General features: G+C 57.3%; 19 protein-coding genes and 5 pseudogenes. 11 read left to right on the top strand and 13 right to left on the bottom strand.

The genetic code is table 11. The features are described 5' to 3' along the window. Positions 1–27: 27 nt before the first annotated feature. Positions 28–2,916, bottom strand: a pseudogene (locus FMA36_RS19095) (Tn3 family transposase). A 125-nt stretch (positions 2,917–3,041) separates the two neighbouring features. Here FMA36_RS19095 and FMA36_RS19090 point away from each other — a divergent pair. Further along, positions 3,042–3,656, top strand: a complete 615-nt coding sequence (locus FMA36_RS19090) for a recombinase family protein (RefSeq protein ID WP_010512305.1) — start codon at positions 3,042–3,044, stop codon at positions 3,654–3,656. 29 nt (positions 3,657–3,685) lie between these two features. On the opposite strand, the pseudogene FMA36_RS19085 reads toward FMA36_RS19090, so the two are convergent. The 3 genes and pseudogenes from FMA36_RS19085 to FMA36_RS19075 form a co-directional block, all read right to left on the bottom strand. Next, positions 3,686–4,206: pseudogene (locus FMA36_RS19085) on the bottom strand (transposase family protein); the annotation flags it as partial. Between the two features lie 320 nt (positions 4,207–4,526). Next, entirely contained in the window at positions 4,527–5,285 is a 759-nt protein-coding gene (locus tag FMA36_RS19080; protein WP_159264501.1) for an SDR family oxidoreductase, read from the bottom strand. Positions 5,286–5,364: 79 nt separating this feature from the next. Further along, positions 5,365–6,384, bottom strand: a complete 1,020-nt coding sequence (locus FMA36_RS19075; protein WP_159264498.1) for a zinc-binding alcohol dehydrogenase family protein — start codon at positions 6,382–6,384, stop codon at positions 5,365–5,367. A gap of 101 nt (positions 6,385–6,485) precedes the next feature. Between FMA36_RS19075 and FMA36_RS19070 the strand changes: the two genes are divergently transcribed. The 3 genes and pseudogenes from FMA36_RS19070 to FMA36_RS19060 all read left to right on the top strand — a co-directional run. Beyond that, positions 6,486–6,872 carry a winged helix-turn-helix transcriptional regulator gene (locus FMA36_RS19070; protein WP_206065372.1) on the top strand — a complete coding sequence of 129 codons (387 nt, stop codon included), beginning with the start codon at positions 6,486–6,488 and terminating at the stop codon, positions 6,870–6,872. 41 nt (positions 6,873–6,913) lie between these two features. After that, positions 6,914–7,055, top strand: a pseudogene (locus FMA36_RS19650) (integrase); the annotation flags it as partial. A 6-nt stretch (positions 7,056–7,061) separates the two neighbouring features. Next, positions 7,062–7,307 (top strand): annotated as a pseudogene (locus FMA36_RS19060) (DUF4158 domain-containing protein); the annotation flags it as partial. 36 nt (positions 7,308–7,343) lie between these two features. Here the strand turns inward: FMA36_RS19060 and FMA36_RS19055 are convergent. After that, positions 7,344–8,216 (bottom strand): LysR family transcriptional regulator, encoded by an 873-nt coding sequence (locus FMA36_RS19055; protein ID WP_159264495.1) that lies wholly within the window; start codon positions 8,214–8,216, stop codon positions 7,344–7,346. 144 nt (positions 8,217–8,360) lie between these two features. Between FMA36_RS19055 and FMA36_RS19050 the strand changes: the two genes are divergently transcribed. The 4 genes and pseudogenes from FMA36_RS19050 to FMA36_RS19030 form a co-directional block, all read left to right on the top strand. Further along, positions 8,361–9,089: a haloacid dehalogenase type II gene (locus FMA36_RS19050; protein ID WP_159264493.1), complete on the top strand. Its 729-nt coding sequence runs from the start codon at positions 8,361–8,363 to the stop codon at positions 9,087–9,089. 45 nt (positions 9,090–9,134) lie between these two features. Next, positions 9,135–9,524, top strand: coding sequence for a CidA/LrgA family protein (locus FMA36_RS19045; protein WP_159264491.1), 390 nt, complete (start codon positions 9,135–9,137; stop codon positions 9,522–9,524). After that, a complete protein-coding gene (locus FMA36_RS19040) occupies positions 9,517–10,236 on the top strand; it encodes an LrgB family protein (protein ID WP_159264490.1) in 720 nt (239 codons plus the stop codon). Before FMA36_RS19045 ends, FMA36_RS19040 begins: the two co-directional genes overlap by 8 nt. A gap of 313 nt (positions 10,237–10,549) precedes the next feature. Continuing rightward, a pseudogene (locus FMA36_RS19030) lies at positions 10,550–10,741 on the top strand (IS21 family transposase); the annotation flags it as partial. A 127-nt stretch (positions 10,742–10,868) separates the two neighbouring features. On the opposite strand, the gene FMA36_RS19025 reads toward FMA36_RS19030, so the two are convergent. The 5 genes from FMA36_RS19025 to traA all read right to left on the bottom strand — a co-directional run bounded on the left by FMA36_RS19025 (position 10,869) and on the right by traA (position 15,561). Then, a complete protein-coding gene (locus FMA36_RS19025; protein WP_159264488.1) occupies positions 10,869–11,540 on the bottom strand; it encodes a DUF6118 family protein in 672 nt (223 codons plus the stop codon). A 133-nt stretch (positions 11,541–11,673) separates the two neighbouring features. Further along, positions 11,674–11,811, bottom strand: coding sequence for a hypothetical protein (locus FMA36_RS19015; RefSeq protein WP_063908757.1), 138 nt, complete (start codon positions 11,809–11,811; stop codon positions 11,674–11,676). Positions 11,812–11,836: 25 nt separating this feature from the next. Continuing rightward, on the bottom strand, positions 11,837–12,229 hold the full coding sequence (gene vapC, locus FMA36_RS19010) for a type II toxin-antitoxin system VapC family toxin (protein ID WP_063908754.1): 393 nt from the start codon (positions 12,227–12,229) through the stop codon (positions 11,837–11,839). Then, complete coding sequence (locus tag FMA36_RS19005) at positions 12,226–12,420, bottom strand: type II toxin-antitoxin system VapB family antitoxin (RefSeq protein ID WP_062454612.1); 195 nt, start codon at positions 12,418–12,420, stop codon at positions 12,226–12,228. The genes vapC and FMA36_RS19005 overlap by 4 nt, the downstream gene beginning before the upstream one ends. Positions 12,421–12,474: 54 nt before the next feature. After that, positions 12,475–15,561, bottom strand: a complete 3,087-nt coding sequence (traA, locus tag FMA36_RS19000; RefSeq protein ID WP_159264486.1) for a Ti-type conjugative transfer relaxase TraA — start codon at positions 15,559–15,561, stop codon at positions 12,475–12,477. A gap of 130 nt (positions 15,562–15,691) precedes the next feature. On the opposite strand from traA, the gene FMA36_RS18995 reads away from it, so the two are divergent. From FMA36_RS18995 to FMA36_RS18985, 3 genes are all read left to right on the top strand, one after another. Beyond that, entirely contained in the window at positions 15,692–16,018 is a 327-nt protein-coding gene (locus FMA36_RS18995; protein ID WP_240906640.1) for a conjugal transfer protein TraD, read from the top strand. 64 nt (positions 16,019–16,082) lie between these two features. Then, entirely contained in the window at positions 16,083–16,322 is a 240-nt protein-coding gene (locus FMA36_RS18990; protein WP_159264484.1) for a conjugal transfer protein TraD, read from the top strand. A 101-nt stretch (positions 16,323–16,423) separates the two neighbouring features. Beyond that, positions 16,424–16,756 (top strand): hypothetical protein, encoded by a 333-nt coding sequence (locus FMA36_RS18985; RefSeq protein WP_159264482.1) that lies wholly within the window; start codon positions 16,424–16,426, stop codon positions 16,754–16,756. A 220-nt stretch (positions 16,757–16,976) separates the two neighbouring features. Here the strand turns inward: FMA36_RS18985 and FMA36_RS18975 are convergent, their stop codons facing one another. The 3 genes from FMA36_RS18975 to FMA36_RS18965 form a co-directional block, all read right to left on the bottom strand. Then, positions 16,977–17,231 (bottom strand): hypothetical protein, encoded by a 255-nt coding sequence (locus tag FMA36_RS18975; RefSeq protein ID WP_159264480.1) that lies wholly within the window; start codon positions 17,229–17,231, stop codon positions 16,977–16,979. A gap of 85 nt (positions 17,232–17,316) precedes the next feature. Continuing rightward, complete coding sequence (locus FMA36_RS18970; protein ID WP_159264478.1) at positions 17,317–17,580, bottom strand: BrnA antitoxin family protein; 264 nt, start codon at positions 17,578–17,580, stop codon at positions 17,317–17,319. Next, positions 17,564–17,848 (bottom strand): BrnT family toxin, encoded by a 285-nt coding sequence (locus tag FMA36_RS18965; RefSeq protein WP_159264476.1) that lies wholly within the window; start codon positions 17,846–17,848, stop codon positions 17,564–17,566. Before FMA36_RS18965 ends, FMA36_RS18970 begins: the two co-directional genes overlap by 17 nt. Positions 17,849–18,560: the final 712 nt, after the last annotated feature.

Genomic DNA, 18,560 nt, shown 5'->3' with positions numbered 1-18,560 from the left:
GGGTCGTTTGCGGGAGGGGGCGAAATCCTACGCTAAGGATTTAGGCCAGCGATATTCGCCGGTGAGGTTGATGTGTTCCCATCCCAGCGGTGAGACATGGGCGAGGAGATCAGGCGGGATGATGATGCCGTCCACGGCGCGTCTGTCCACGACCTCCCCGAGTTTCATGGTGTTCCAGAAGATGATGATGGCGGCGAGCAGGTTCATGCCGGCAATACGATAGTGCTGCCCTTCGCCTGAGCGGTCGCGTATCTCACCTCGACGATGGAAGCTGATGGCGCGCTTGAGGGCATGATGGGCCTCGCCCTTGTTGAGACCGATCTGAGCCTGGCGCTGGAGACCGGCGTCGAGAATCCAGTCGATCATGAACAGGGTGCGCTCGATGCGACCGATCTCCCGCAATGCGAGGGCCAGCTCATTCTGGCGCGGGTAGGAAGCGAGCTTGCGAAGAATCTGGCTGGGGGCGACGATGCCCGCTGCGATCGTTGCCGTGACGCGCAGGATGTCGGGCCAGTTGCGCTCGATGAGCGGTTCATTGATTTTGCCGCCAACCAGCGCTCGCACATTGGCGGGCGTCGCGTTGGGCGTGAAGGCATAGAGTCTTTTCTGAGAGAGATCTCGGATACGCGGTGCGAACCTGTAGCCGAGCAAGGAGCTGGCGGCGAACACATGATCGGTAAAGCCACCCGTGTCGGCAAAATGCTGGCGGACGCGGCGGCCTGCGTCATTCATGAGCAGCCCATCGAGTATATAAGGTGCCTCGCTGACCGTTGCCGGGATGACCTGGGTAGCGAAGGGTGCATATTGATCGGACACATGGCTGTATCCCTTGAGGCCTGGGACGTTGCCATATTTCGCGTTGATCAGATTCATCGCTTCGCCCTGCTCGGTAGCAAGGAAGAACTGCCCGTCGCTGGATGCGGATTTCCCTTGTCCCCAGAAGGCGGACATAGGCAGAGCGGCATGGGCTTCCACGATCATGGCGAGCGCCCGATCATAGGCGCTGCCTTCGACATGCCAGCGTGCGATCCGCAGCAATTCCCAGAAGCTGTGCGTATTGGTCGCCGCTGCCATCTTGCGTAGACCAAGATTGACGCCTTCCGCCAACAACACGTTCATCAGGCCGATCTGGTCGCGGCAAGGCACGCCAGTGCGCAGATGCGTGAAAGCCTCGGAGAATCCGGTTCGCTCATCGACTTCCAGCAACAAATCGGTGATCCTCGTGGACGGGAGCTGTTGATAGAGATCGAGTACGAGATCCTCAGTGCCTTCGGGTGTGTCAGCCTTCAGCTTGTCGATGTGCAGCTTGCCGTTCTCGATGATGCCGCCTGGGATCGTACCGGTTCGCGCCGCGCGGCCAAGCGCCTTCAGTTGTGTATCCAGTCGAGCCCTGCGCTCGGCAAGCCATTCGCCGGGTTGCAGCGGCACAGCGAACCGCGCGGTCTGCTCTATCGCCTGTGGCGGGACCAGGATCTGCTTGAGGTCGCCATAGCGGCGCGATTTTGCCAGCCATATGTCGCCGGACCGGAAAGCGTCGCGGATATGGAACAGCACCGCGATTTCCCAAAGTCGGTAGTCGCCGGCGGGCGCAGCGCGAAGATGGCGATGCCATTTGGAGTTGGGACGTAGAAAATCCATAGGAGGATCGGATTTGATCCCGCTCTGTAGCAGCGCGATAGCCGTCAGAAGAGGCTTGGCAATCGGCGCCGCCTGCATGTCGAGCAGGCGCAGCATCCTGGGCGCATAGAGGCGGAAGCGATGATAGCCGTCCAGCACACGGCTGAGCGGGTCGGCAGCGAGCACATTGGTCAACGCAGAGGCCGTGGCGACAAGGGTTCTGAACCGTTCCCAGCCTGGACCGGTGGTGATTATCCCGTCCAGGGATGCGCCATCGTCCTGCGCTCCAAGCAAAGCACCACCGATTTCAGCAAAAACTTCAGCGTGTCCCGAACGGCCGCCTTTTCGTCGGCGATCTTGGTGCTGCAAAGGCGTTCGGAGACCCGATAGAGACGGCCTACGATGCGATCGTGGGTCTCCACGATGACATCAGCCAGAGATGACCGCCATTCCATGGTGCAGACAGCGAGGATTGCAAGCCGCCTGCCTTCGGGCAGATCGCGCATGCCGTCGGCGTAATAGCGCTCGCCCTGCCGGCGAAGGCGGGTCACACGATGCGCGGAACGCCGTCCAGCAAATCTGCCGGAAGATCGAACTTGTGGAGATATTCCAGTCGATCCATCAGCCGATTGGCCGCCGCCGAATTTGCGCCAACTTCGAACTGTCGCAGCCATACGAAGCGGGTGATGCGACCATCCACCGATTCTCTAACAGATGAGCCAAATTCTCGCTCAGGGCTGGTGTTATGCGATGGGCGATACGATCTTCGATCCTGCGTTCGGCCTTGACCAGTGCATCGGCACAAAGGCGCTCAATCGTTGAGAAACCGGGAAGGATTGTGCGGGTGCGGCGACACTCTGCAACGAAGCGACGGGCAAGATCCTCATTCGATGTCGCCGCCTCGGCTTCCCGAGCGATCCAATCGCGCAAATCCCGTGCGCCCCGCCCCGAAAAGGAGCGATAGCCGTAGATCCGGCGTAGGTCCGCCAGATGCTCATGCCGGGTCTCCTCGCGCGCGGCATAGAGGAGTAGATCGTCACGGCTCAGCCCGAGCTGGGCCGCGATGAAATCCGATACCTGTGCCGGGATCAGCTCGCCAGGGGTGAGTACCCGGCCCGGGTAGCGCAGGACGCACAGTTGCAGCGCGAAGCCGAAACGGTTGTGGGCGCGCCGGCGCTGGCGGATATGCCCGAGATCCTCATCGCTAAGGGTATAGTGCCGCAGCAGATCACCTTGATCGACCGGTAAGTGAAACAGCGCCTCGCGCTGTCGATCGGTCAGGGTCACGCGACGCGGCATACATGCTCCTTATTCTTTCCAAGGTAAGGTTTGAGATAGTTTGATTGCGATGCTGGTTAAGATACACAATAGTGCAAGCTTATGTGCTCATGTTCGTCACCGCTTCAAACCAACGTTTAAGAAACATGCTGATCGGATATGCCCGCGTCTCCAAAGCCGATGGTTCCCAATCCCTCGACCTCCAGCACGACGCCCTGCGTGCCGCCGGTATCGAGCCAGGTAATATTTATGATGATCGTGCATCCGGTAGCCGCGATGATCGGCCCGGCTTAGCTGCATGCCTCAAATCCTTGCGCGACGGCGATGTGCTGGTGGTCTGGAAACTCGATCGCCTCGGGCGCTCGCTCGCCCACCTGGTCAACACCGTGAAGGATCTGTCAGACCGCAGGATCGGCCTGCGTGTGCTGACCGGAAAAGGCGCTCAGATCGACACCACGACCGCATCCGGCCGCATGGTGTTCGGTATCTTTGCCACTCTGGCCGAGTTCGAGCGGGATCTGATCCGCGAGCGCACCATGGCTGGCCTTGCCGCAGCCAGAGCGCGCGGACGAAAGGGAGGGCGAAAATTCGCCCTGACCAAAGCACAGGTGCGTCTCGCCCAGGCCGCCATGGCGCAGCGCGACACGTCTGTTTCCGATCTGTGCAAGGAACTCGGGATCGAGCGCGTCACTCTATACAGATATGTCGGACCGAAGGGCGAGCTCAGGGATTATGGGAAGCGCGTTCTCAGCTTAGCGTAGGATTTCGCCCCCTCCCGCAAACGACCCCTGGTATGGATCCGATAAGGAATGATGCTCAGGAGATATTCGAGGAATTCCCAGGCTGTCTTCCGATCGGCTTTCCCGACGAGTTGTGTGACAGCGAATTTGCTTGTCAGGTCGATAGCAACGAAGAGGTGCAGCTTGCCCTCAGCAGTCTGGACTTCGGCAATATCGATGTGAAAAAAGCCGATGGGAGTGCGTTTGAAACGCTGTCGTTTGGGCTTGTCTCCCTCGATATCCGGAAGCCGGGAGATCCCGTGACGCTGAAAGCAGCGATGCAGGGCCGAACGTGTCAGATGAGGAATGCTGGCCTGCAGGGCATAAAGGCAATCATCCAGCGGCAGCAACGTATCCGGCGAAAAGCGACTGCCATGGCTTCTTCGGTTTCTGTCAGGCTCGTTGAGCGAGGCTCTTTAGGGCCAGTTTTCTGATCTTCGACAGTCTCACGCTTCCGCCATTTTGCAACTGTTTTCGGGTTGATCCCGAACTCCTTGCTCAACGCCGCGAGCGAAGCCTGCGATCGCTGTATTGCTGCTCATACGGCGTGCGTGGTCGTGGCGCTGCCATGACGTATCTGTCCCCATAATGCTTCCTTCCACTCTCGTACAAATACCACACCATCAAACCCCGGGACTAAACACCTCGAGAACGAACTCGGCAACGCATTTACGAGCTATTTTGGACGCAATATGGGGTGGCCCCGTTTTTCAGGCAGGGCCGTAAGCTCTCATGACCGTCATTAGCAATTGTGACCCTATTTGTGGCAACAGGGTTTATACGGCACGCAAACAGATAACGTGCCGTATGATAGCCTTTTTTATTTGCCAGACAGGAAAGATGTACCCCTTCCTATCTATTTTGGAAAAGGGCCCGCATTTTCTGATTAAAACTTTCGACGAATCCATATTCTTGTGGGCCGGAAGAATCACGAAATATTTTCGCTTCATCAACGATGATTTCGTTCTCCTCTGTGGCCAAGAGAGCCATAGTATCGGAAATGAATTTATTTAGAGGGACAGCGGCTTCTGCTTCTTGACTGTTCATCAGTTCGGTCCGAACCCATGGCGGTGCGATTTCGATGACGTCGATGTTCGTATCCTTAAGCAGGAAACGCTGCGACATTACGTAAGAATGGAGAGCTGCTTTAGATGCAGAATAAACTGCTGTCATTGCGAGCGGAATAAAGGCCAGTCCGGAAGTATTGTAGATGATGGTTGATTGAGACTGTGCCTTAAGATGTGGCATGAGCGCAGAAGTCAGTCGAATTGGAGCAGCAAAATTGGTAGTGAACGTTGATATCAGAAGATTGTCATCTATTTGCCCGTCCGCCGTATCTGGCAACATGATTCCGGCATTATTGATAAGTACGTTCAACGATGGGTAATCTCGTTGAATTTGTTCCGCGACGTTCTGGATATCAGCTGGAATTTCGAGATTTAGTTCAATGGCCTCCATGCCAGGATTGGCTGCTGTAACTTCATTAAGCCTTGAACGGCGACGCCCGGCAATAATTACCTTGTTGCCCTTCTGATGAAATGCTTCGGCAAGGGCGCGACCGATCCCGGAACCACCTCCAGTAATCAATATGGTATTATCTGTCAGTTTCATGTTGGTCTCCGTTTTGAGATTTCGAATTTCAGAAAAGTGGCAAGGTTTTGTCTTTGTGTAAGGTCATCAAAATATGCCTTCAGGCAGGGAAACCTTCGAGCACAATCTTGCCTTTAGCCTGACCGCTCTCGATCAGGGCATGAGCCTTCCGCAGATTGGCGGCGGTGATGAGCCCGAGATTTTTGCCGAGCGTCGTGCGAAGACGACCTTCATCTACGAGCCGCGACACATTGTTCAGGAGCGTCCCCTGCGCGCCGATGTCTGCCGTTCCGAACAGTGAACGGGTGAACATCAGCTCCCAGTGCAGGGACAGGCTTTTCTTTTTGAGAGGGACAGCATTGAAATCAGCCGGATCATCAATCAGGCCGAAATGTCCCTGCGGGGCAAGAAGTTCGACGATCTCTGCCAGATGTTGATCCGTCTGCGTCGTGGAAAAAACAAAGCCGGGAGCACCCGTGGGAAGAGTGGCAACCTGTGCGGCCAGAGGCTTGCTGTGATCGATCACGTAATCTGCCCCGAGAGATATGACCCAGTCCTGCGTTTCGGGGCGCGAAGCTGTGGCAATGACTGTAATGTCGGTCAGGACCTTGGCTAGCTGGATCGCTATGGAACTGACTCCGCCAGCGCCCCCGATGATCAGAATGGACGGGGTCACTCCTGGGACAGATCGGCTAATATCCAGACGATCGAAAAGCATCTCCCAGGCCGTAATTGCTGTCAGTGGTAAGGCTGCGGCTTCGGCCCAGTTCAGGGAGCAGGGTTTGCGACCAACAATCCGTTCATCAACCAGATGAAACTCGGCGTTGGTCCCAGGGCGATTGATCGCCCCCGCATAAAAGACCTCGTCGCCGACAGAAAAATCCGTGACGTCCGGTCCGGTTCCCACAACAACGCCTGCGGCATCCCAGCCCAGAACACGCCACTGACCCGCCTCCGGTGTCGCACTGCGACGGACTTTGGTATCAACCGGATTGACCGATACGGCCCTGATTTCCACCAGAAGATCCCGTCCTGTAGGGACAGGTTTTGGCAGATCAATGTCCTGAAGGGATGCCAGATTTTCGATGGGAAGCGGTGTCTGATAACCGATGGCCCGCATGATTGTCTGCTCCTCTGTTGAATGAGGAGAAGAGTGAACACTATGATGTTTTCAGACAAGAACGCACTTTTAACGCCCATAGTGTCGGAAATGATACCGTTATGACCCGCATCCGCCATAAGTCGCTTGATTGCAGTCCCGGCTGCGCTGTTGAGGCAACGCTTCAGTTCATCGACGGAAAATGGAAAGGCGTGATCCTCTATCACCTGCTTCAGGGGACCCTGCGCTTCAACGCCATCCGCAAACGCCTGCCCAATATCACCCAGAGAATGCTGACGACCCAGCTTCGCGAACTGGAGCGCGACGGGTTCGTCTTACGGACGGTTTACCCGGAAGTCCCGCCAAAGGTGGAATACAGCCTCACCCCGCGCGGGCGAACCCTCAAGCCCGTCATCAAGGCTCTCAAGGCCTGGGGCGACGAGCACACAGAGTTCGGACATGTTCCTGATATCTGCGCAGATATGAAAGGCTCTCCAACAAACTCTTAGCGTACGTTTTCGAACAACCTCTTCCCGCCAACCTTGATGACATGGCGGTGCGGCGGTTCTCCCGGGAGGCGCAGTGCAATTACCTTCGCGATGTCGGCCGTTTCGCCACGTTTCTGGGCCGCTCCCCCATAGGTAACAGCCGAAGATTTGCGCCAGTTCCAGATCGCACAGAACGCGGCGGGCACCTCATTGGCAAGCATGATGAAGGGTTATGGCTACCAAACCTTTGATCAGTCGGCATTTCATGACATAATCGGTTTCGCTATGCCAACTGCACATCATGTGATCCAGCCATCCTGCCAGGCTGCGGTCCTGATTGCCGAGATGCATCGCCGAAGCCTTCTTCTACCGTCGGTCACTGTCATTGAAGCCTTGGTGCGCCGTGCTCGCCAGCAGGCCGATCAACTCGTCCATGACGTCTTTGCAGGGGAGCTCCATATCGAACACTCCTTAGAGATAGGCGTCCAAACATCATGGTGACGACTCGGCACAGAGAAGATCGCGAAAGATCGCTGCGGGCTGGCTGACTTGCTCTTTTGCTTGCAGGAAGACGGCAAACTCGATGATCGGCAAAGCGGGTAGTTCGCTGGAGTTCATAATCGGCAGGTCGCCTATAAGGCCCTTCGCCAAGGGGGAAATGGCGATTCCCGCTTGGACAGCCGCATGGATCGCCGCAAGGCTCGGACTGGTGCAAACAACCTCCCATGGCAGATTAGAGTCTTGAAGCGCCTTGATTGCTGCCCGACGATACAGGCATCCATCAGGGAACAGAGCGAGCGGCAAAGAGCGTCGGTCAACTACAGATCGTTCGCCCAGATCACCGACCCAGACCAGATGGTCTTCGCCAAACGCCTCCCCATGTGTACTGCCAAGCATCCTTTTCCCCAGCACCAAATCGAAATTCTGGGCGTACAGTTCACCCAGCATGATCTCGGTAAGACCGACCTCAATTTCGATGGCGACTTCCGGATGCAGCCGCCGGAAGCGACGTAGCAAAGATGGGAGTCGATGGGTCGCTAGGTCATCAGACGCAGCAATTTTGATGCGCCCAGTCAGCCTTCCGCTGTTGATCTTCTCGTAGGCTTCTTGAGCTAAGGCAAGGACTGCACGGGCATAGTCAAGCAACAAGAACCCTTCTGCGGTGAGCACCACAGAGCGTGTCGTCCTATCGAACAACGGCTTACCAAGCCGCGTCTCCAAGCGTCGAACCTGCTGACTGATCGTGGATTGTGTCTGACAAAGCTCTTTGGCGGCAGCAGTGAAGCTCTCGCAGGACACGACGGTCACAAAAGTCTGGAGCAATTGCAGGTCGAAGGTAGCCACCCCAGAGCGAAACACATTCATAACTATTTCTACTTAATATATGCAATATTAATAATTTTACTATTAGACTCTACTGAGGGCAAGAGGGGATGTGCTCCGAACGCATCCCACCCTTAAGAGCGCGTGATCGGTTCCATCTGTTGTTTCCTTGAGAGGTCCATCACTATGTCCACGAACTTTGACTCCGTCGGGTATCTGGGTTTCGATACCTATGGAACGGTCGTCGATTGGCGATCCGGCATCGCACGGGCGTCTGAGCCGTTCCTGCACAAGCACGCCATCGCGCTCGATCCTTATGACTTCGCGGATCAGTGGCGAGCACTCTACCAACCTTCGATGGAAAAGATTCGGCAGGGAGAGCGCAACTGGGTGAAACTCGACGTTCTTAACCGCGAAAGCCTCGAAACGGTCCTCAACAACAATGGCATTGATGCCAACCAGATCGAAGACGCTGAACTGAATGATCTCAACGAAGCCTGGAACAGGCTTGATCCGTGGCCAGATTCGGTTGAAGGACTGACCAGGCTCAAAAAGAAGTTTGCGATTGGGCCGTTGTCGAACGGGCACATCGCGTGGATGCTCGCGCTGGAGAGGTTCGGCGGACTCCCCTGGGATGTCATCACCGGCGCTGAGCTATCCAAAAGCTACAAACCTCAAGCTCAGACCTATCTCAAATCTGCGGAAGCGGTGGGCTTTCTACCGGGACAGGTGGCACTTGTGGCAGCACATAACAGCGACCTGGAAGCGGCCCGCTCCGCGGGACTTCGCACGGTGTTCGTGCGACGCCCTCATGAGCATGGCCCTCACCAGACCGAGGACCTCAAAGCGGAGCAGGACTGGGATATCGTTGTCGAATCCCTCGTCGAAGCAGCCGATGCCCTCGGCTGCGAGTAGCGCACGGAACAGAGTTCACACCATGACTGATAACAGAGGTCATCTATGATCGCCGCGATCGGGATTGTTCTAGCGTGCCAGTTATTGGGCGAGATTGTATCCCGATCGCTTGTTCCTCCGGTGCCCGGACCAGTCGTTGGCTTATTGGTTCTCCTTTTGGCTCTTTTCGCTGTCGGCACGCGCAGCAAAGTGTCAGAGGATCGTCCCAAAGCGCTCCCCATCGAGCGTGTGTCAGATGTTCTGCTCGGCTCGTTAGGCCTATTCTTTGTCCCTGCGACAGTAGGTGTCATTCAAACAGCAGATGTGCTGTCCCGCTACGGAGGAGGTTTGTTGCTTGCCGTGGCGGGCTCTACAATCCTAGCGCTCGTCTCAACCGTTGTGGTCTTCATTGGCCTTTCACGCCTGATGGGTCACAGCGGAGAATATCATGACTGATCCAGTCAACCTGTGGGTTTATCTCTCCACGACCCCACTGTTCTGGTTGTCACTGACGATCATAAGCTATGCGGTAGCTTTGCGCTTTGCGCGAATGCTCAATAGTCACCCTGCGGCAAACCCCATCCTACTCGCCTCAAGTCTGATTATTATTGTTTTGCTCAAGACGAGAACTTCCTACTCGGCCTACTTCGAGGGGGCGCAATTCGTTAATTTTTTGATGGGGCCGGCTACAGTCGCGATCGCAGTTCCAATCTACCGTCACCGCGCTGTTTTACGGCAGGTCCTTGTGCCGATGGCTGGGGCGCTCTTCGTCGGTGCCATAGTTGCCATGATAAGCGCTCTCGGCATCGGCACCTTGTGTGGTCTGCCTAGCGAGTTACTGATCGATTTGGCCCCGAAGTCCGTGACGGCCGCAGTTGCGATGGCTCTTACCAAGCAGATGGGTGGCACGCCATCAATCACGATGTTACTGGTCATGTTCACCGGTATTTTCGGGGCGGTCGTGGTCACCCCTTTGATGAACTTCTTAGGTATCAGGAATTATGCTGCGCGTGGCTTTGCCGTTGGCCTTGCTTCCCATGGTGTAGGGACAGCACGCGCCTTCTCAGTAAGTACAGTCGCTGGATTGTTCGCCGCAATCGCTATGGGATTGAACGCCGTCGTCACCGCATTAATCCTTCCATGGATCGTAACACTTTTCTTGAAATAGGAATGTTTGAGGACACGCATCTGCATCATGAGACCGTCATCGAAGGCAATTACTCCCAACCACCATTAGCCTGTACCGCTATATTCGGCGGTGCTGGTTCGAGCGTGATCGTCGGCGCGCATTAGAGGATGGGCATAGATGTTGAGGCTTGTCGTCTGATGCGGTCAGGGCAGTTTTCTGAACAGGACTGACCTCTATTGTTGATTTTAGTTGAGAGCTGACCAAGGAGAGATATAAATTTCCACTGAGAATTGACCCATGCTGGGCACTACTCCGGTTTTATTGACCGGAGCTCTATGGAGAAGTGATCAGCATGAATTTATTAAGTGTCGTGTATCGTTGGCATCATCGAGATGCTCTGCCAATCAGCGAAATCGAGCGTCGAACGGGCCTGTCGCGGAACACGATCCGGAAATATCTTCGGGCAGACACGATTGAGCCAATTTTCAGCGCATCAGAGCGTCCGAGCAAACTGGTTCCCCGCAAGCAGCGTCGGACGGGTAAGTTGGCGTTAACATGACATCCCAACGTGGTAGCAATATGCGTTTTTTCTAACACGTCAGAACAATCCGTCAAAGAAATCCGGTTTCTTTGACATGTCATATTCTGCTGTCGGCTTTTATCCCTCAAAACTATTCCTGTTGTGCCGAAATGGTGATGACACAGGATTTCTGAGTTTTTTCCTGACCCGATACCGCTTTCTGGCAAGCTGTAATCCTGTCTCTGTTGGCCTCAACCAACTGGCTGTCCTCACGTACACGTTGCCAGCCTTCAGGATTGCTGACTGCCATCATCATGGCCCCAGAGTTCCAGCGATCTTTCTCCCCGACAATAAAGGATGCCACCCGCGTCCCGATAGAAGAAGGCAGGAGATACGCCAGCACAGGCGATAACCCGATCCCTACAACAAGACAGGCAAGACCCACCCCTAACAGCCACCAGTTCTGACGATCCTGCTGACGGGACTGCCCAATAATATGGGCAAGTTCCTGACGCTCCTCCTGAACCTCACCTATCGCTTTCTGAAACGTTGCCTGTATCTCCTGACTGGCAGAAAGCCCTGCCTGACGTATTCCCTGCCCATACGCCTGAGGCGTCATTTTCAGCGTTGGAGTGTCCTCGATCGCCTTCATCCGCGTACTAACCGCGTTCATGGCTTTTACAACGCGGGCCAGATCCTCCGTGTAATCCGGCGGCCGGTTCTCCCGCCACGCCTGCGGCAATGCTTCCATACTGCGCCGGAGCACCGATATTTCAGCACGCAGATCATCAAACGCGCGCTGCGCCGAACCTTCCTCTGACATCAGACGTCCTCCCATGGATTAAAAACCCGCACATCGGCTGCCTCGAAAGGCGACACGTCGTGGCTGGCCAGAACACACGGCTCCGGGACAGGCCTCCACGTCTCCAGGATCACGTTGGTATCAAGCAGCAGGATCATTCGAAGGTCATTGCCTCGGCCGGGGTCTGATCGCGGGTCTGCAAGACCGCGACATCCTGATCACGCACACTGACCTCACGACCGATGGCCCCCAGAAGTGATCCCAGCCGAACGGTCGCTTCTTTTTTCTGCATGTCCTCTCCAGTCACCACGCTGAAATCAGACAACCCGTTCCAGCCCCAGATATGTCACGAACGGATCAAAGTCCCGATCACTGTAAAGAAGCCGATATCCGCTTACGATGCACCGTGTGGCAATCAGGGTATCAATGGTTTTCCGAATGGTGATGCCTCTGGCGCGCAGGTCACGGAAATACCGTGCCGCCTCGATCATGACATCACGCCCCCCGATCTCAACCAGATCCAGAGCGCCAAGCATCCGCCGTGCCTTGTTGAAATCCCGCTCACTCGCAAATCCCTGAAGAACTTCCGTCATCATCAGATCCCCAATGGCGACCAGTTCCTCTCCCAGCAACCGGTCCAGAGCATCAACCTGTGGCGTCACGGTACCCCTGAAAAAATCGATCCAGACCGATGAATCGACCAGAATCATGCGTCAGAACGCATGGCGTCGAGATCACCCCGCCACTCCAGCCTGCCCTTCATAGAACGCAGTTGCCGCTGCTGATTCAACTTGATCAGCGTCCGCAATCCGAGTTCGACAGCTTCTTTCTTGGTTTTGACGCCAGACGCTTTCAGCGCATCTGTCATGAGGGTATCGTCAATAATGATGTTGGTTCGCATAATGTGTATCTCCAATAAATATTATACACATCAACACATCCTCTCTCAAGCAGATTACATCCCCATATCCATACCGCGCGACCTGGAGCGTGAAAGGGAGTGCTCCCGCTGATGGGGATGCAGCCCGTGATCGAGCGTCGATCCCTTCCGGATGCCCAGCTCGCGGCTTTTCTCCCGCAGGATGGACTCAAGCTGCGCATCCCGCTTCAGTTCCTTCAGCGCCACACCCTGCTGCTCCCGGCTCAGCCCGTCCCACGTCCTCACAAACCGCGCCGCCCGCAATTCCGGACTCTTCCGCACCCTGTCCTCGTGCTCCAGCCCCTCGACCAGCCTGCGCGCCCGTGCCGGACCTTCCAGACCATACAGCACCTGCCGGATCTCCGGCTGATGCTTCAGCGCCGCCCGCAGATCCGCCTCACTCCCACGCCGGACCCGCTCCAGATCCCGCCCGGCCTCAAACAGCGCCTTCTTCTGGTGCTCCAGAACCGGCAGCTCCTGACGCACCATGCGCTCGGCATCCACCCAAGCCCGCGCATATTGCTCCACCGCCTGCTGAAGCGGGTCACTCCCTGGCACAAACCCACCCAGCCCGACCGGCACCTGCTCGCGCTTCACACGGGGCAGCCTCAAACCCGCAAAGGGAGAAACAGGAACCTCACGCTCAACCCCACTCTCCCGCTTGCCGGCCTCAGCCTCCATCCCGGCCGGAACGTCTTTTTCTGATGTTCGACGACCAGGCCGCACGGACAGGTCCAGCCCGTCGAACATCCCGCGTTTCTGCTGTGCCGGTGCAGGCTCTGGCACAGGAAACGCTTCGGCCTGCCTGTCCTGCCGGGGACCAGAGGCAGCCTTGCCGCGCTCCACCACGATCTCGCTCTCGGGGACATGCAGCCCGCGCCGCCGCACGAACCCGGCATCCCGATCCCGGACCTGCGGGTAATCTAGCGTGGTATCCTTCAGCCGCTCGCACGACAGCCGCTTCACCAGCCCGTCCCGGTCGCCCACATCATCCCGACCCCAATGAACGGACACACTCTCCCGATGCCGCGACAGCGCCACATAGGCCCCATGTCGGTCCATGCTTCCCGTCGCCAACACATGGGCCCGATCCACCGTCACACCCTGCGATTTATGAATGGTGGCCGCATAGCCATAATCCAGCGCGTCATAGTCCGCCACGCGCACCGGTACGATCCGCCCAGTTCCGGCACCACCCGGCCCGTCAAGCTGCACCGACAGCGCCAGATCCCCGGCCTCGACCGACCCCGTGATGCCCCGCACCGTACCCAGCGTGCCATTCTTCACCCCCAGCTCCCGGTCATTGCGTAGGAAGTAGACACGCTCCCCGTCCGCAAGCACCCGCTCGCCCTGCGCAGTCGGCACCAGAACATCCTCGCCCAGCTCACCCGCGTCCCTGCGGATCTCGCGCGCCGCCTCGTTCAGCGCCCGTACATCGACACGCCGGTGCGCCAGCATGATCTGGCTGTCCTCCGGCGCAGCCTGACGGGCTTCATCCCACCCGACCACCACCCCGGCCCGCGCCTCTTCCAGGGTCTCATGCCCGCGTACAAGGCCAGCCGCCTCATAGCGCCCCAGCGCCTCACCGGTGCGCCCGGTCGCCAGTTCCTTCGTCGCGGCCTGCTGCCAGCCTTCACGCTGCCGACGCACCGTCGTGATCTCCACCGACCCGACCCGCTCGGCCACCGCCCGGAATGCACCACCCGCCTCGATCGCCTGCAACTGCTCGGGATCGCCAACCAGCACCACCTTGGCACCAACCTCACGCGCAGCTGAGAGCACCCGCTCCATCTGCCGTGACCCCACCATGCCGGCCTCGTCCACCACCAGCACGTCCCCGCGCTCCAGACGGTCCCGCCCTTTCGCCCAGGCCAGCTCTAACGATGCGAGGGTACGGCTCTCAATCCCAGCCCCACCTTGCAACCCTTCCGCCGCAATCCCCGACAACGCCGCCCCGCGCACCCGATACCCGGCCTCTTCCCACGCCGCGCGGGCGACACCCAGCATGGTGCTCTTCCCCGTCCCGGCATAGCCCACCACCACGGACAGGTCACGGGACTTCGTCACCTCGCCCACGGCCAGCGCCTGCTCGTCCCCAAGCCCGTCCCGCACCATCGCCGCCCGCCGCACCGCCAGCGGCACCGCATGCCCCAGGGACTGCCCCATCGCGAGCGACACCTCTTCCAGCCGCTGCTCGACCCCGATCATCTCTCGCGTGGAGAACCGCTCCCGCCCATGTCCGTCTTTCCCAAGTGCGACCAGCTCCGGACACGCCTCCACCCGAACCATGACGGCCGTAAACTGTTCAGCATTCGCCGTATGTCGGTCCACGAACCGCGCCAGGTCCTGCCGGGTAAAGGTGCTCTGCTGCCGCGTCAGCGCCTCCAGCGCCACATGCGGTTCCGCCAGCAGCCTCTCGCCATTGCGCCGCGCGATCTCCAGATGGTCGGCAACCCGCTCCGCGTCCTCGCCCCGCTCCTCCCGGCGCATCCCGGCCGGACCGATCTTGTTCTGCGGCTCAAGGTCGATCCCCTGCGCGGCAAATGACCGATGGTCGATCCGCACATCCAGATCCAGCTCGGCCAGCCGTTCATTGGCAAGAGACGCCCACCGCTCCCGCCACGTCAGCAGGAATTTCTTGTCGTTCCACAGACGCTCTTTCGCACCAAATCCGTTCTCGTCCACTGATCGCGTGGACAGCATCACATGCGCATGGGGCTTCATCTGCCCGTCTGCACCGATATCCCAATGCACAGTGAGGTCGGCGACCATGCCGCGTTCCACGAACTGCTCATGCACAAAATCCCGTGCCAGCGCGATCCCCTGCGTCTGGGTCATTTCGCACGGGATTGAAAACTCCACCTCGCGGGCAAGCTGCGCATCCTTACGCTTCTCGATCGCCTCGATCTCGTTCCACAGAACAGACCGATCAAGAAACCGATCCGGTGCGCCATTGGGTAGCAGGATCTCGGAATGCACCACGCCGCTCTTATTGGAAAAATCATGGTCACGATCCAGACGCACGTCATGCAGGCGTGAGGCCGCACGATAGGCCGCCGCTGCCACGGCGCTCCTACCGGTAGCGCGGCTGATGACCTTTGCATGAAGGTGATAAATCGCCATGAACGCGATCCTATCACACCATTCAAGCGCACGTCACGCAGTGACGTATAAGCGCGCACTCACATTTTACTGCGCTACAGGAATTGATCTGTCTGGATAAGTGACGCGGTTCTCGCGTGTGTGGTAGAGTATGGCACAGATTGCGAAAAACAGGGGATCAGAAATGCGCAAACCACGGGACATTGATGCGGAACTGAAGGCTCTTCAGGAAAAGACGAAGCAGCTTAAGGCACAAAGAACTCTTCAGCTCGGCGAACTGGTCGAGGCGACGGGAGCAGATACCCTGACGATCGAGGCGCTGGCCGGGGTTCTGCTTGCGGCTGTCGAACAGGCGGATGGCAAACCTGAAGCCGTCGCGAGGTGGACCGAACGCGGGGAATCTTTCTTTCAGGCCGGCGGAAAAAAGGGTAGCCGGAAAGAAACCGGAAACGATCAGAACGGAACTGCTGGCGCTTGAAAGACGAATCAGGAAGCAGGCAGCCCTGATCCATCGCCATCAGACACGAAAGGCACGCACCGACATGCGCGACTGGGCAAAGGCGCGACGGGAACGCACCCATCATCTGATCGAACTGGGTGGGCTGGTCCAGAAGGCGGGACTGGTCGATCTGACCGATGATGACCGCGCCACCATGCTCGGGGCGTTTTTGGATATTGCGGCGCAGCTTCAGGGAAAAAATGATACCGCTTCGACTGACCTGAAAACACGCTGGAGACGTGCGGGGCTTCATGTTTTCGATGCAGACCGTGATCATGACTGATGACGAAATACGGTCTTCCAGAACGGACAGACTGTAATCTCGGCCGCAGAACAATTTTATGGCCTGAAAACTGATCATCACATACTTCAAGAGGATACCTGATGGCTCCGGAATACCCTTCTCCAGAATGGTTTTCTAATACACTCAACCGGCATCAATGGATGTGGAATCTGAATGCCCGGTTCGTTGCACGGGCGGCAAAGCGTATGACCGATACGGATGCCTTGGTCTTGCTCAATGAAGCGGTCAATCTGGAAATAGCGGAAACGGCTGCCAATCTTCTTCGGGAAGGTGTGCCAGAAAAAATCGTCGCTGATTTCGTCATAGCTTACAGTCAGACACAACGGGCAGAATTGCTGGATAATGTCTGCGATTATGCATGGCGGATTTCTGCCCCTGCCCCTGTCGCTAAACACGAGGCGATGAAGACATGACTATAACGGATTTTTCTGACGAACGGGCTGCCAAAAGGGCTGCAATCTGCAAGGCGCGTAACAGCACGCAACCCGCAGTCCCGGCCGATCAGGTCCTTGCTCTTCTGGACGCCGATCTGGCCCGGATTCAGGCGGCCATTGACGCCCTTCCTCCCCCTCATTCCACGTCCCTGATGGCCTCGCGGGACACGGGAACGAAAGATCGTTCCCGTGCTGAAGATTACCAGTAATATTCGTGAGGCCGCCGGGTTCCGGTATACGGAAAGACCGCTTCGAAAGGATCAAGGTTGCCCTTGATAATCAGGCGGGCAATATGCCGATCATGATGACGACCAGGACGGATATCATGCAGATGGCTGTACCAGTTGGGGGATTCAGAGGCTTCACGCGAGCCTCCATAGCCACAGCGATCCGGCCGGTTGGCCCAACGATGATCACGGCCGTGTTTGCGGCTGTGATGATAGGTGCGAGACATGGGAGATTTCCTTCCATGACGCGCGGAGTGATTTCCGAGCGTACCTACATCGCCCGATCTCCTCTGTTCTGGTCGGAATACAGCTTTACCGCGCCTGAGCGACATCGGTCTCCAGCAGCATCCGGACATAGCGTGTGTAAGGGAGGCCCTTTGCCTTCGCCCTGGCTTTCACGGCGTCCAGCAGGGACGCTGGCAGGCGCATGTTGAGGGCGGCCGCCTTGGGTTCGATCTCAAAACGCATGGGCTTGAAACCGGACAGGTCATATTGGGTCAGATCGGCGGTCGCGACGAAATCCTCGACCGCTTCGTCACTGTGCAGCGAGGGCATGGATCTATTTTTGCTGCTCATAGTAATCGATCTCCTTCTGATGCATGTAACGGGCACTGATGGGACGTAACCGGGTCTGGCTGCTGATTGTCCTGAACATGAAGACCAGAAAAACGTAACGTCCGGCTTCAGTCCGGCCAATGGCCCGCATCCGGGGCTCACCTGGATGCGGATCAGCCATGACGGCAGGTTCTCCCAGCAGGACCTGCTCGATTTCCGCACGGGAGACACCATGCTTGCCACATTTCGGCCAGTTGCCGTCATCCCAGTTGAAACCCGCAATCTTCATGTAGGGAAGATAGGCATTTGTCTACACAAATGCAACACGGTTAGAACCCAATGGTCCCCGTTTCGTTCCCACAGTGTTCCCTTTGAATTTCGCGCTGGAATACATCAATGATGGCGGCAAACCCTCTGGGAGGAGCGTACAAGGCGCAATTCCTATTACGGGACACCAACCAGTCACAACGCATGATAACGCCTGTACGGCCATCCTGTGCCGTCTGGAGGGTATGTTGCGACACGTGAGCGGCCGAAAGATCGCCTGAACGCGGGTGTGCCTTGAGCAGATTGCGGTCTTGCCCGGTTCTTCTGGTGTTCCAGGTGTCGGGCGAGCGTGGAGCGGGAGCGCCGAAGGCGCCGACGTGGGAAAGGTAGGTGCTGATGGAGAGATGATGTGGAATGCATCGTCAGATTATGATTTCGCGCCGTAGGCGTGTCCGTTTAGCGCAGCCCTGAAAGGGCGAGCTGGGGGATGCCGGGTGGGAGATCGTGCTATGCACGATCGGGGCGGCCGTAGGCCGCGAGCCGGTGGGGGCGGAGCCCCCAAGAGGCGGTGTTTGAGTTCAATTTGGTTGCAAATTTTAGGGAATAAAAAGTTATCCACAGATAAGATGGGCAAAGAAGGTGTTAAATAGGTGTTAGATTCTGTGTTAAGCGATTTTAGTATCCATTTAACACATTGATATAAAATGGGAATTTCTCAGTTTTTTCCCAGTTTG

It is taken from the genome of Komagataeibacter xylinus, assembly GCF_009834365.1.
Classification (GTDB): Bacteria; Pseudomonadota; Alphaproteobacteria; order Acetobacterales; family Acetobacteraceae; genus Komagataeibacter; species Komagataeibacter xylinus_D.
Note: the sequence above shows the minus strand (reverse complement) of the source record. Positions and strands in the feature narration are given on the sequence as shown.